Here is a 14,377-nt window from a genome sequence, read left to right as displayed (position 1 = left end):
TTGTATAATAAAGCTAAAATTTATATTTAAATGCTATGAAGGGGAGGAGTAGTTTCCAAACACTTTACAGGGAGAAGCTGCCTAAGACTGAGAGCAGTTTTAAAGTTAAGGGAGATGAAGGACACCCTGGAGTTTGTACCTGAATTGAGTAGGGATACACGCAGTCGGCGTTATAGATTTAAGTGGGCTATGCCAATTAGGGTGGCACCGCGGGAAGAATACCCGTCCCTTGCTTTAGGGACGGTTTCTTTTTTGTTAATAATTAATGAGGAGGGATACTATGTTAATAACAAAGGCACCAAAGGGTACAAGGGACGTTTTACCAAAGGATGTCTATAAGTGGCAGTATATAGAACAAAAGGTTAGAGAAGTTTGTTCTTATTTTGGTTTTTCAGAAATAAGAACACCAACCTTTGAACATACTGAACTTGTTCAAAGAGGAGTTGGCGAGACAACAGATATATTTCAAAAGGAAATGTACACATTTTTAGACAAAGCAGGCAGAAGCATAACACTAAAACCAGAGGGAACAGCTCCAGCAGCAAGAGCCTTTTTAGAAAATGGTCTTTATTCAGAGGTACAACCAACTAAACTTTTCTACATAACACCAGTATTTAGATATGAACAGGTACAAAAGGGAAGATTAAGAGAACATCATCAGTTTGGTGTTGAGCTATTTGGATCAAGTGATGCATCAGCTGATGCAGAAGTTATATCTCTTGCCTTCACCTTCTTTAATAATTTAGGTCTACAGGATTTAACTGTTAATATAAATAACATAGGATGCCCAAATTGTAGACCAAATTATAACAATGCACTTAAGGAGTATTTAAAGAAGAATTTTGATGATTTATGTCCAACCTGCAAAGAAAGATATGATAGAAATCCATTAAGGGTGCTTGACTGTAAAAACGATACTTGTAAGAAGATAGCAGAGGGTGCACCTGTTGTAATTGATTATATTTGTGATGAATGTAGAAATCACTTTGAGGATTTAAAGTCTGAATTGGATACATTAGATATAAATTATGTAGTTGATCCATATATAGTTAGAGGATTAGATTATTATACAAAAACTGTTTTTGAGATAATTTCAGAGGACATTGGAGCAAAGAGTACTGTATGTGGTGGGGGAAGATATGATAATTTAATAGAAGAGATAGGAGGCTCAAAAACACCTGCTGTTGGATTTGGACTTGGTATTGAAAGACTAATACTAATGCTTGAGTCTAAAGGAATAGAAATACCAAATATGAAACCAAAACTAATATACATTGCAAGTTTAGGAGAGAGGGCAAAGAAGGCTTCATCAAGGATTGCCTTTGATTTAAGAAGAGAAGGTATAAGTGTAGAAAAAGATTTAATGAATAGAAGTCTAAAGGCACAAATGAAATATGCAAATAAGATAGGTGCAGATTACGTTATTATAATAGGCGATGATGAGTTAGATAAAGGAATAGTTAAGATTAAGAATATGGAAAATGGTGAAGAAAAAGAAACATCTATAGAAGACATTAAAATGAATTTATAATTAAGGAGGGTAAAAAATGGCAGAAGCATTAAATGGTTTAAAGAGAACCTGTATGTGTGGAGAAGTTTTTGAAGATAAGGTAGGCAGCAAAGTAACAGTTATGGGTTGGGTTCAAAGAAGAAGAGATTTAGGAGGTCTAATATTTGTTGACCTTAGAGATAGAACAGGAATTGTTCAAGTTGTTTTTGGAGATGAGATAAACAAAGAAGCCTTTGAAAAGGCACATTCAATAAGAAGTGAATATGTTCTTGCAGTAACAGGGGAAGTTGTTTTAAGAGAATCACCAAATCTAAATATGCCAACTGGGAAAGTTGAAATAAAGGCAGAGGCATTAAAGATTCTTTCTGAATCAGAAACTCCACCAATATATATAAAGGAAAACTTAGATGCATCAGAGGCAATAAGGCTAAAATACAGATATTTGGATTTAAGAAGACCTGACCTTCAAAGGAATTTAATGTTAAGACATAAGGCTGCAAAGGTTGTTCGTGATTTCTTCGATGAAAATGGATTCTTAGAGATAGAAACTCCATATTTAACAAAGAGTACACCAGAGGGTGCAAGAGACTACTTAGTACCAAGTAGAAATTTCCCAGGAAAATTCTATGCACTTCCTCAATCACCACAAATATTTAAACAGATACTTATGATATCAGGTTATGATAGATACTTCCAAATTGTAAGGTGCTTTAGAGATGAAGACTTAAGAGCCAATAGACAGCCAGAATTTACTCAAATTGATATTGAAATGTCATTTGTTGATGTAGATGATGTTATATCAATTAATGAAAAATTTATTAAAAGACTTTTTAAGGAAGTTAAGGGAATAGATGTAGAAATACCATTTATCAGAATGCCATATAAAGAGGCTTTGGAAAGATATGGTTCAGACAAACCGGATATAAGATTTGGTATGGAATTAAAGGATTTGACAGACATTGTTAAGGATTCAGAATTTAAGGTATTTAAAGATACTGTTGCATCAGGTGGTCACGTTAGGGCAATAAATGCAGAAGGCTGTGCTGAATTTGGAAGAAAAGAGATAGATAGATTAACAGACTTTGTAAAAACCTATGGTGCAAAGGGTCTTGCTTGGATAGCTCTTAAGGATGGCGAAATAAAATCACAAATAGCAAAATTCTTAAAGGAAGAAGAATTAAATGCAATAATAGAAAAGACAGAGGCAAAGGATGGAGATTTAATATTAATTGTTGCAGATAAACCAAAGGTAGTATTTGCATCCTTAGGTGCTCTTAGACTTGAATTGGCAAGGAAGCTTGGACTTATAGGTCCAGATAATAAAGAATACAAGTTCCTATGGGTGACAGAATTCCCACTGCTTGAATATGATGAGGAAGAAGGAAGATATGTTGCAGTACACCATCCATTTACTTCACCGATGGATGAGGATATAGAGTTACTTGAAACTGAGCCTGGAAAAGTTAGAGCAAAGGCCTATGATATTGTACTAAATGGAGAGGAAATAGGTGGAGGAAGTATAAGAATTCACGATACAAAACTTCAAGAAAGAATGTTTAAAGCCTTAGGATTTACAATGGAGGATGCGTGGGAAAGATTTGGATTCCTACTTGAAGCCTTTAAATTTGGTCCACCTCCACACGGCGGAATAGCGTATGGATTTGATAGATTAATTATGTTCCTTGCAGGCACAGAAAACATTAAGGATGTTATTGCATTCCCTAAGAATCAAAATGCTGCTTGCCCATTATCTAATGCACCAAATGTAGTTGATAAGAAACAATTAGATGAGCTGGGCATACAAATAATAGAAAACGAAAAATAAAAATGCAACAAAACCTAAAAGTGTGGATTGATGAATTTAAAATAAAGTGATATATTAAATATACCGATGAGGTACTATTGAAGTTTACAAAAAAAATATTCTATAGTATAATACAATTAACCTAATTGAATATAGCCTGCCGTATACGTTAAGATGGATTAAGTATTGAGCCAACATCAATACAAAGGGAGTCCGGTCTCCTGAAGTGGATTGCAGGCCTACACAATTGTAGTAGGAAGCGTGAATCTTTAGGGAGGACACCCACCTGCTGAGAGCAGGTTCAATCTATCCATCAACCGATACGGTGGGTTTTTTCTTACGTTTAAGGAGGTAAAATATGTTAGAACCATTTTCAAGAACTGAGCTTTTAATTGGGCGTGAAGCATTAGAAAAGCTTAAAAATAGCAAAGTTGCAGTATTTGGAGTAGGAGGGGTAGGTTCCTTTGCAGTAGAGGCTCTAGCAAGAGGTGGAGTAGGAAGTTTGGTATTGATTGATAAGGATGATATATGCATAACAAATATAAATAGACAAATCCACGCTACTACAAAAACTGTAGGTAGACCTAAGGTTGAGGTTATGGCAGAAAGAATAAAAGATATAAATCCGAGCTGCCAAGTAATTACATATAAGACTTTTTATAATAAAGATACAGCAGAAGAACTTCTAAAAGATGATTATGATTATGTTATTGATGCTATAGATACAGTTTCCTCAAAAATAGATTTAGTTGTAAAGTGTAAAGAAAAAAACATACCTATTATTAGTAGTATGGGAGCAGGTAACAAATTAGACCCTACAAAATTTGAAGTTTCAGATATTTATAAAACGTCTGTTTGTCCGCTGGCAAAGGTTATGAGAAGTGAGCTTAAAAAAAGAGGCGTAAAGGATTTAAAGGTTGTTTACTCAAGGGAAACACCAATCAGAAGAAACAATAATGAACAAATAGAAGAAAAACAGAGAAAACAAATTCCTGCAAGCATATCCTTTGTTCCATCTGTTGTTGGTCTCATAATTGCAGGTGAAGTTATAAAAGATATAATAAACAGGGGGTAAAAATATGAGTTGTACAAAGGAAGATTTAATAAAAAGATTAAGAAGAATTGAAGGTCAAGTCAAAGGAATTGAAAAGATGGTAGAAAACAATGCGGATTGTAGAGATATTTTAGTTCAGGTTGCAGCTGTTAGAGCAGCTATAAGTAAAGTTGGTGCATTAATTTTAGAAAACTATTCAAAATCATGTATTTTAAAGGCATCGGATGATTTTGTTTCAGAACAGGAAATAGAAGACTTGATAGAAACAATTGTTAAATTCATAAAATAATTTACATATTAAGGTAAATAGTATATTTTATATATATTTATGCTTGTAAAAAATGTCTGATAATTCTATAATTTATTATATAAGATATTTTAAAGGAGAGGGTATGATGAGTTTAGAGCAAGTTAAAAAGGTAGACCCTGAAATATATGAGGCTATATTAAAGGAAATGGAAAGACAACAAAATAAAATCGAACTAATTGCATCAGAGAATTTTACAAGTAAAGCGGTTATGGAGGCACAAGGTTCACAATTGACAAATAAATATGCAGAGGGCTATCCTGGTAAGAGATATTATGGTGGATGTGAATATGTAGATATAGTTGAAGATTTAGCAAGGGAAAGATTAAAAAAGTTATTTGGTGCAGAGCACGCCAATGTTCAGCCACACTCTGGCTCTCAGGCAAATATGGCTGTATATCTATCTGTTCTTGAAATAGGAGATAAAGTCTTAGGGATGAATTTAGCACATGGTGGACATTTAACCCACGGTAGCCCAGTAAATTTTTCAGGTAAATTGTTTAATTTTATATCCTATGGTGTAAATGAAGATGGTTACATAGATTATGATGAGTTAAGAAAAATTGCACATAGTGAAAAACCAAAAATGATTGTAGCAGGTGCAAGTGCATATCCAAGAGTTATTGACTTTAAGAGGATAAGAGAAATATGTGATGAGATTGATGCATATATGATGGTGGATATGGCACATATTGCAGGCCTTGTTGCAGCAGGACTTCATCCAAATCCTGTTGAATACGCTGACTTTGTAACAACTACAACTCATAAAACATTGCGTGGACCAAGGGGCGGTGCAATATTATGTAAAGAAGAGTATGCAAAGATAATAGATAAAACAATATTCCCAGGAATTCAAGGTGGACCACTTGAACATGTTATCGCAGCAAAGGCTGTATGCTTTAAAGAAGCAATGAGTGATGAGTTTAAAGAATATCAAAGGAAGGTTGTTGAAAACGCAAAACATCTTGCTAATGCTCTATTAGATAGAGGATTTAATTTAGTTTCAGGCGGTACAGACAATCATCTTATGCTTATTGATTTAAGAAATAAGAACATAACTGGTAAAGAGGCAGAGCATCTTCTTGACGAAGTTGGAATAACAGTTAATAAAAATACAATTCCATTTGACCCACAAGGTCCTATGGTTACAAGTGGTATTAGAATAGGTACACCAGCAGTAACAACAAGGGGATTTGGAAAAGAAGAAATGATTGCAATTGCAGATATAATTGCTTGGGTAATAGATAATAGGGAAAAGAATTTAACTCCAGCTAAGGAAAGGGTTAAGGCTCTTTGTGATAAGTTTCCACTATATTCAAACAAATAATTAATGGGCTATTAAGCCCATTAATTATTTAGATAGGGGGATTTTTTATGGATTTTGAGCATAAATTGCTTGAAATTATTTTAAATAATATCGATGAGGGGATTCACGTTGTAGATAGCGACGGCAATACAATAATATACAATAGAGCGATGGAACAGATAGAGGGGTTGAATTCAAATGAGGTTGTAGGTAAGAATTTGTGTGACCTTTTTCCAAACCTTAATGAAACAACAAGTACGTTACTCTCCTGCTTAAAATCAGGAGAACCTGTACTTGATAGATATCAGACATACCTTAACAAAAAAGGTAACAACATAACTACTGTTAACACAACTATACCTATTTTTTTTGATGGTAAAATATTAGGGGCAGTAGAAATATCTAAAAATTTTACTAAAATAAAAGAACTATATGATAGAATTCTACAACTTAATAATAGGGAAGATGGTTCAGATGAGTTTAAATTTAGTGATATAGTTGGTGCAAGTCCTGATTTTCTAAAAACTATTGAACTGGCTAAGAAAGCAAGTAGGACTAATTCTACAGTATTAATTATAGGTGAGACAGGTACAGGAAAAGAGGTAATAGCACGATGTATTCATTCATCGAGCACAAGAAACAAAAAACCATTTATTGCTGTAAACTGTGCTGCATTACCTGAGAGCTTACTTGAAGGAATACTATTTGGTACTGTAAAGGGGAGTTTTACAGGGGCAATAAATAGACCAGGTTTGTTTGAACAGGCAAACGGAGGTACACTTCTTTTAGATGAAATAAACTCAATGCCAGTAAACCTACAGGCAAAACTTTTAAGGGTATTGCAGGAGGGATATATTAGACGAATTGGGGATGTTAAGGACATCCCAATAGATGTTAGAATTATTGCAACAATAAATGAAGACCCATATACTTCAATTTTACAAGGAAATCTAAGAAAAGATCTCTATTATAGACTAAGTGTAATAAATATTAATATTCCACCTCTTAGGGATAGAAAAGAGGATATACCTATTTTCATAAATGAGTTTATAAAAAAATACAATATAGAACTTATTAAGGATGTTTGGGAAGTTTCAGATGAAGTCTACGATGGTTTTTTAAGCTATGATTGGCCAGGCAATGTGAGGGAGCTGAAAAACTACATTGAAGGTGCAATGAATATGGTTACTGGTCATATACTAAAAAGAGAACATTTTGCACCAAATGTTCAGGAACTAATATTTAAAAGGTATACATCTAAAATAAGCGACTTAAAGTATGATTTTAATGTTCCATTAGATGACTACTTAGAGGATATAGAGAAAAGTATAATACTTACAGCTCTTGAAAGAACAAACTACAATATATCTAAAGCAGCAGGTCTGTTAAAGATAAAAAGGCAAACTCTTCAGCATAAATTGAATAAATATGGTATAAATAAATAGCTTATATTTTTCGGCAAGCTCTATGCAAAATATTTTGCATAGAGCTTTTTTACTTTATAAATTATAAAGTTTTGCAGGTGCAAAAATTATTGCAGTCAAAACTAAATATCAGAAAATATTGAATATTAAAACACTCTAACTTCATTAGTGTTATAAATATAATTTTATTAAATATATTTTAAATAAAAGCTACTCTTTAGTTTGGCACCATATTTGCAATATATAATAAAAAATTGTATTGGGAGGAGTTAAATATGGATAAAATTAAGGTTATTCAATGGGGCGTAGGAAATATGGGCAGTGGAATGGTTAAAATGATTTTAGACAAAGAAGGAATTGAAGTTGTTGGTGCTATTGATAGGAAGGAAAATGAAGGTAAAGATTTAGGTGAACATATTGGAATTGGCAGAAAACTTGGAATAACAATATCTTCAGACCCAGAAAAGATTTTAAGTGAAGTAGAGGCAGATGTAGTTTTACTTGCTATTGATTCATTTGTAAAGGGAGTAGAAAAGCAGATTAAATTAATATGTAGTCATAAAATGAACTGCATTACAATTGCAGAAGAAATGGCATATCCTTTTATAGCAGAACCAGAATTATCAAAGGAAATAGATGAAATTGCAAAGGCAAATGGAGTAACTGTACTTGGAACAGGTGTAAATCCAGGATTTGTATTAGACACATTAATAATAACTTTAAGTGCAGTTTGTAGAAGTGTAAAGAAAATAAGAGCAGCAAGAATAAATGATTTATCACCATTTGGAAAAACAGTTATGAGAGAACAGGGAGTTGGTCTTACTGTAGAAGAATTTATGAAGGGGATTGAAGATGGTTCTGTATACGGTCACGTTGGATTTGAAGAATCAATACCAATGATAGCAGATGCACTTGGAATTGAAATAGATGAAGTAAAGCAGACAAAGGAACCAATTATATCAAATACACATAGGGAAACAAAGGATGTTGTTGTTGAACCTGGTATGGTATGTGGATGTAACCACTGTGGATATGGTCTTAAAAATGGTGAAGTTGTAATAGCACTTGAACACCCACAACAAATACATCCAGAGATAGAAAATATAGAAACTGGTGATTATATATGGATTGAAGGAGATCCAAATATAAGTCTATGTATAAAGCCTGAGGTTCCTGGAGGAATAGGAACAATTGCAACAGCAGTTAATATGATACCCCACGTTTTAAATGCGAAACCAGGACTTGTTACTATGAAGGATTTACCAATACCACACGCTATAATGAACGATTTTAGAATGCATCTTACTAAATAGAGGTGAGAACTTTGGATGTTATAAAGAAGGGAACTTATGTACAGATACATCAAATAGTGCTAAGGCCTGATGAAAGGGCTTCAAATCTACCGGATGAAACTAAAAATGTTCCACTTGAAATGTGGGTAAAGGGGTATTTAAATAGCGATGCAAGGATTGGAGATGAAGTTGAAATTACTACTTTAACTAACAGAAAAGTTATAGGAACGTTAGTTGAAGTAAATCCAAGCTATAGACACGATTTTGGTAAGTTTGTTCCTGAAATTTTAAAGATAGGGCAAGATTTAAGAAAAATTTTAAAGGACGGTGAAGGATGTGGCAGATTATAGTTATAATGCAGTTATGGCGAGAAAAAATGAAATAATGAAAATGGCTGTAGGTATAGATTATTCAAAATTTCAAACATCACGAATCGGCTTTGATTACGAAAGGATGATGAGGGAAACAGGCTATACACTACAAGAGGTACAGAATATACAAAGGGATGCTGGAGTAGGAAATACACCCCTTATTGAACTTAAAAATTTAACAGCTCTTGTGAGAAAAATTTCTCCAAAGGGTAAGGGAGCAAGGATATTTATAAAGGATGAAGCCTGCAATCCGTCAGGAAGTTTTAAAGATAGACGTGCTGCAATTTCAGTATACCACGCTAAAAAATTAGGATATAAGGGTGTAGTTGCAGCAACAAGTGGAAACTATGGTGCTGCAGTTGCTTCACAGGCAGCGATGAGAAATTTAAATTGTATTATAGTTCAGGAGTGCTATGATTCAAGAAAAGTTGGACAGCCTGAGATATTAGAAAAACAGAGAAAATGCGAATGTTATGGAGCAGAAGTTGTTCAGCTTACAGTAGGACCGGAACTATTTTATACATTTTTAAGAATTCTTGAAGAGACAGGATACTTTAATGCTTCACTATATTCTCCATATGGAATAGCAGGAGTTGAAACATTAGGCTATGAAGTTGCTATTCAGTGTAGAGAACAGCTTGGCAAAGATCCTGATGCTGTAGTTATAACTCACGCAGGTGGAGGAAATGTTACAGGGACAGCAAGGGGACTTATAAAGGCTGGTGCACTTAACACTAAAGTAGTTGGTGCAAGCGTTGATTTAACAGGGCTTCATATGGCATCAGATAGGGACTTTAATAGAAAATCCTTCACAACAGGACATACTGGTTTTGGGATTCCCTTTGCAACTTGGCCAGATAGATCAGATGTTCCAAGAAGTGCAGCACGACCTTTGAGATACTTAGATAGGTATGTAACTATAAAACAGGGTGAAGTATTTTATATGACGGAAGCTTTAGCACAACTTGAGGGATTGGAAAGAGGCCCAGCAGGAAACACATCTCTTACTGCAGCCTTTTATATAGCACAGGAGATGGATGAAGATCAAATAATAGTAGTTCAAGAGACTGAATATACAGGAGCTGGAAAGCATCATATGGCACAGCTATCCTTTGCAAGGGAAAATGGAATAGATATTAGATTTGGCGATCCAGAAGAAGAAAGAGCAGGAGAAAGTATAATTCTTCCAGAGAATCCAAGCTTAATAAAGGCAAGAGATGTAGATTTAAATAAACTAAAAAAATCGTATATAAAAAACTGTATTGATAACTATAAAGTTGATGAAATAGGTATAAAGGATGCGGAATTTTTAGCAGAGGATACAAAACTTTCAATAGAAGAAGTAAAAAAGATACTTACTGAAATTAATGTAAAGGTTGTTTAATAAGGAGGGGTTAAAATGGCAGTTAAGAGGCCTGATGATTTTGAAATTAGAAGACAGCATCTTAAAAATTTAACAGATGAAGAATTAGAAAAAAGATTTTGGCAGCTTGCAGAGGAGATAGTAAAACCACTTGTGGAAATTGCATATACCCACACTTCGCCGGCTGTTGAAAGGTCAGTTCTTTTAAGAATGGGATTTTCAAGTATAGAGGCAAAGGCAATTGTTGAAGGGGTACAAAATTTAGGACTACTTGGGAAGGGTGCAGGAAATGTAGTTTATAGGTTAGCTAAAAAGAAAAATATACCAATAAGAGAAGCAGGTTTATTACTTGTTGAAGGAAAAGCCTGGGATGAAGTACCAGCACTATTTTAAGGGGGGTATAGCATGTTGGAGAAAAACGAAAAGTTGAACATAGAGGAAATATTAAAGGATCTTGAAAATTATAGACCAAAGAGAAGGGGATGGCATTGGAGGGAAGAACAGGGTAATCAAGTATATGGAGAATTTGAATATCATCAAGCATCAAAACCTTTGAAAAATAGTTGCCCACTTCCAGCAGCAAAAAGCTTTGGTTATATAGACCCTCAGCCAGACTGTGTAATTACAACTGAAATTGCATCAGGTAGATTTGAGGATGATATTAGAAGAATGAGAATGGCTGCTTGGCACGGAGCAGACCATATAATGGTAATAAGGACAGCTGGACAAAGCCATTATGATGGACTTATTGAAGGGACTCCAGAAGGTGTAGGAGGAGTTCCTATATCAAGAAAACAAGTTAGAGCTACAAGAAAAGCACTTGATATAATTGAAGAAGAAGTAGGAAGACCAATAAATTTTCATTCCTATGTATCAGGTGTTGCAGGGCCAGATATAGCAGTTATGTTTGCAGAAGAGGGAGTAAATGGTGCACATCAAGACCCACAATATAATGTTCTTTATAGAAATATAAATATGGTAAGGTCATTTGTTGATGCAGCGGTTGCAAAGAAGATAATGGCCTTTGCAGATATGGTGCAGATAGATGGTGCTCACAATGCAAATGCAACAGCTATGAAGGGCTATAAGGTTATGCCAGAACTTATGGTACAACACGCAATAAACTGTGCATACTCAAAAATGGTTGGAATGAAACCACAAAACATAGCATTATCAACAGTTCCTCCAACAGCACCACCAGCACCTTGTTTAAGAATTGACCTTCCTTATGCAGTGGCACTAAGACAGCTATTTAAAGATTATAAGATGAGGGCACAGATGAATACAAAATATATGGAAAGCTGTACAAGAGAAGCTACTGTAACCCACGTATTAAACCTACTAATTTCAAGACTAACAAGAGCAGATATACAATCTACAATTACACCAGATGAAGGTAGAAATGTTCCTTGGCACTACAACAATATACACGCCATAAACACAGCAAAGCAAGCCTTGATTGGTATGGATGGACTACTTGAAATGGTAGAACTTAAGAAGGACGGATATTTAGTAGATAAGGTAAGAGAATTAAAAGAGAGAGCAGTTCTATTTATGGAGGAAATACTTGAGGTTGGTGGATACTTTAAGGCTGTTGAAATGGGATTCTTTGTTGATTCTGGTATGTATCCAGAAAGAAACGGTGATGGTATTGCAAGACAGATAAATGGTGGAATAGGCGTTGGTACTGTAGTAGAAAGGGACAAAGATTATATGGCACCTGTTTGTGAGCACTTTGGTTATAATAATCTCCCAGAGGGAATTGAAAAGGCGTGTGATTTAATAGATGGATGTACCTTCTGTAAACCTGAAAAGATAGTATTTATTGATGAATTGGATGAAAATGATAATGTAAATAGAAGATTAAAGGAGACTGAAAACCTAAGACATTCAACAGAAATTAAACCAGAGGTTGAGTGGTGTGGAGATGGTATAGTAGCAACTACTATTTTCTTACCTGTTGAAGAGAGGGTTGCAGAATTTGCAGCAATGGAAATAGGAAAGAAGATGGGGCTTGAGGATGTAGTTGTAATTCATAAACAAGTAATGCAGCCAGCAGAGGGAACACTTGTTGAAATAAAAGGAAGGGTACCATTTACTATAGATGTATCAAAACTTGAAATTCCAAAAAAACCTGAGGTATTATCCGATGAAGAAATAAGAAAGGACATAGAAAGAAAACCAATGAAGGTAGTTGCAGCAACAGTTGGTGAGGATGAACATTCTGTAGGATTAAGAGAAGTTATAGATATAAAGCACGGCGGAATTGAAAAGTATGGGATAGAGTGTCTATATCTTGGAACTTCTTGTCCAGTTGAAAAACTTGTGGATGCAGCAATAGAATTCAACGCAGATGCAATTCTTGCAAGTACAATAATTACCCATAATGATGTTCATATAAAGAATATGAAAAAAATACATGAGCTCTGTATAGAAAAGGGTGTAAGAGATAAACTAATTGTTTGTGCAGGAGGAACTCAAGTAACTGATGAAATAGCAAAATCAGCAGGTATGGATGCAGGATTTGGTCGTGGGACAAAGGGTAATGACGTTGCTTCATTCTTAGTAAAGAGAAGAAGGGAAATGGAGAATTATGAAGGTTAATGTTTTAGTTGCTGAAATAGGCAGTACTACAACGGTTGTAAATGCCTTTGACTTAAAAAATTCTGAATTTATAGGACAGGGACAGGGACCAACTACGGTATTAGATGGAGATGTTACAATCGGACTTAATATGGCATTAGATGATTTAAAGAAGAATATTGGAGTAAATAGTATTGAATATGATGATTTTTTGGCAACAAGTAGTGCAGCAGGTGGACTTAGAATGACTGTGCACGGCCTTGTTTTTGATATGACTGCAAGGGCAGCAAGAGAGGCTGCCCTTGGGGCTGGTGCTATCATTAAGTTGGTTACAGCTGGTAAACTAAGAAGAAGTGATTTAAATAAAATAAAGGAGATAAAACCTAATATAATACTTGTTGCAGGTGGACTTGATTATGGAGAAAGAGATACAGCCCTTTACAATGCAGAGGAGATAGCAAAACTAAAATTGGATATTCCTGTTATATATGCAGGGAATATTGAAAATCACGAGGATGTTAAATTGATTTTTGAAGAATATGAACAAAAACTATATATTGTAGAAAATGTATATCCAAGGATAGATGAGCTAAATGTTGAACCTACAAGAAGAGTTATACAAAGTGTATTTGAGGAACATATAACAGGTGCACCTGGAATGCAAAAGGTTAGGCAGATGGTCAATGGACCAATTATTCCAACACCCGGAGCTGTTATGGAGTGTGCAATTCTCCTGCAAAGGGAGATAGGAGATTTGATGGTTCTTGATGTTGGTGGAGCAACTACAGATGTACATTCTGTAACGCAGGGAAGTGATGAAATCCAAAGAATAATGATTAGCCCAGAACCCTTTGCTAAAAGGACTGTTGAAGGAGATTTGGGAGTATATGTAAATCTTCCACACATAGTAGAAAGAATAGGGCTTGAGAATTTAAAAAAGAAATTTTGGGATGCAGAGGAGCTTATAAATAATAGAAAACCAATACCTAAAACAGAAAGAGAAATTGAGTTTGTTGAATATATGACGCAGGAGGCAGTACTTACAGCTGTAAGAAGGCACGTGGGTTCAATAAGATATATTTATGGTCCAAGTGGCAAGAAAACAATTGCAGAAGGAAAGGATTTAACAAATGTTAAGTGGATAATAGGAACAGGAGGAGCCTTAACAAGGCTGCCCAATAGGGTTGATATAATGAAAAAGATACCTCAAGATAATACGGGAGGAATGTTCCTTTATCCTAAGGATAGCGTTGAGATTTTAGTCGATAATTATTATATTATGGCATCATTAGGAGTACTTTCAAAAAAATATGAAAAGGCGGCACTTAAAATTTTAAAAAAGAGCTTGGGGATTTAGGGGTGG

Annotated in this window: 12 protein-coding genes, 1 other RNA gene and 1 other annotated feature; all 13 genes read left to right on the top strand. The window is 34.7% G+C overall.

Translation table 11 applies throughout. The features are described from left to right. The first annotated feature begins 26 nt into the window (after positions 1-26). Positions 27-233: a binding site (T-box leader), on the top strand. Positions 234-280: 47 nt separating this feature from the next. The 13 genes from hisS to A3M9_RS0103705 all read left to right on the top strand — a co-directional run bounded on the left by hisS (position 281) and on the right by A3M9_RS0103705 (position 14,371). Continuing rightward, entirely contained in the window at positions 281-1,531 is a 1,251-nt protein-coding gene (hisS, locus tag A3M9_RS0103760; RefSeq protein WP_035165792.1) for a histidine--tRNA ligase, read from the top strand. A gap of 16 nt (positions 1,532-1,547) precedes the next feature. Further along, the gene (gene aspS, locus A3M9_RS0103755; RefSeq protein WP_027308028.1) at positions 1,548-3,335 is read left to right on the top strand and encodes an aspartate--tRNA ligase; all 1,788 of its coding nucleotides are present in this window, start codon (positions 1,548-1,550) and stop codon (positions 3,333-3,335) included. A gap of 130 nt (positions 3,336-3,465) precedes the next feature. Beyond that, positions 3,466-3,650: non-coding RNA, 6S RNA (ssrS, locus tag A3M9_RS14375), on the top strand. A 22-nt stretch (positions 3,651-3,672) separates the two neighbouring features. After that, the gene (locus tag A3M9_RS0103750) at positions 3,673-4,389 is read left to right on the top strand and encodes a ThiF family adenylyltransferase (RefSeq protein WP_027308027.1); all 717 of its coding nucleotides are present in this window, start codon (positions 3,673-3,675) and stop codon (positions 4,387-4,389) included. Positions 4,390-4,393: 4 nt separating this feature from the next. Beyond that, positions 4,394-4,657, top strand: a complete 264-nt coding sequence (locus A3M9_RS0103745) for a metal-sensitive transcriptional regulator (RefSeq protein ID WP_027308026.1) — start codon at positions 4,394-4,396, stop codon at positions 4,655-4,657. Positions 4,658-4,763: 106 nt separating this feature from the next. Next, complete coding sequence (gene glyA, locus A3M9_RS0103740) at positions 4,764-6,002, top strand: serine hydroxymethyltransferase (RefSeq protein WP_027308025.1); 1,239 nt, start codon at positions 4,764-4,766, stop codon at positions 6,000-6,002. 47 nt (positions 6,003-6,049) lie between these two features. Beyond that, on the top strand, positions 6,050-7,426 hold the full coding sequence (locus A3M9_RS0103735) for a sigma-54-dependent Fis family transcriptional regulator (protein ID WP_027308024.1): 1,377 nt from the start codon (positions 6,050-6,052) through the stop codon (positions 7,424-7,426). Positions 7,427-7,680: 254 nt separating this feature from the next. Next, positions 7,681-8,718, top strand: coding sequence for a 2,4-diaminopentanoate dehydrogenase (gene ord / locus A3M9_RS0103730; RefSeq protein WP_027308023.1), 1,038 nt, complete (start codon positions 7,681-7,683; stop codon positions 8,716-8,718). 11 nt (positions 8,719-8,729) lie between these two features. Then, entirely contained in the window at positions 8,730-9,047 is a 318-nt protein-coding gene (ortA, locus tag A3M9_RS0103725; RefSeq protein ID WP_027308022.1) for a 2-amino-4-oxopentanoate thiolase subunit OrtA, read from the top strand. 13 nt (positions 9,048-9,060) lie between these two features. Continuing rightward, complete coding sequence (gene ortB, locus A3M9_RS0103720; RefSeq protein ID WP_051350583.1) at positions 9,061-10,452, top strand: 2-amino-4-oxopentanoate thiolase subunit OrtB; 1,392 nt, start codon at positions 9,061-9,063, stop codon at positions 10,450-10,452. 15 nt (positions 10,453-10,467) lie between these two features. Then, entirely contained in the window at positions 10,468-10,824 is a 357-nt protein-coding gene (locus tag A3M9_RS0103715) for an ornithine aminomutase subunit alpha (protein WP_027308020.1), read from the top strand. 12 nt (positions 10,825-10,836) lie between these two features. Then, positions 10,837-13,035 carry a D-ornithine 4,5-aminomutase subunit OraE gene (gene oraE, locus A3M9_RS0103710; RefSeq protein ID WP_027308019.1) on the top strand — a complete coding sequence of 733 codons (2,199 nt, stop codon included), beginning with the start codon at positions 10,837-10,839 and terminating at the stop codon, positions 13,033-13,035. Beyond that, a complete protein-coding gene (locus tag A3M9_RS0103705) occupies positions 13,025-14,371 on the top strand; it encodes a GlmL-related ornithine degradation protein (RefSeq protein WP_027308018.1) in 1,347 nt (448 codons plus the stop codon). Before oraE ends, A3M9_RS0103705 begins: the two co-directional genes overlap by 11 nt. The last annotated feature ends 6 nt before the right edge of the window (positions 14,372-14,377 follow it).

Source organism: Caloramator sp. ALD01 (genome assembly GCF_000472625.1).
GTDB lineage: Bacteria > Bacillota > Clostridia > Clostridiales > Caloramatoraceae > Thermobrachium > Thermobrachium proteoclasticum.
This window is presented reverse-complemented; position numbering and strand designations above follow the sequence as displayed.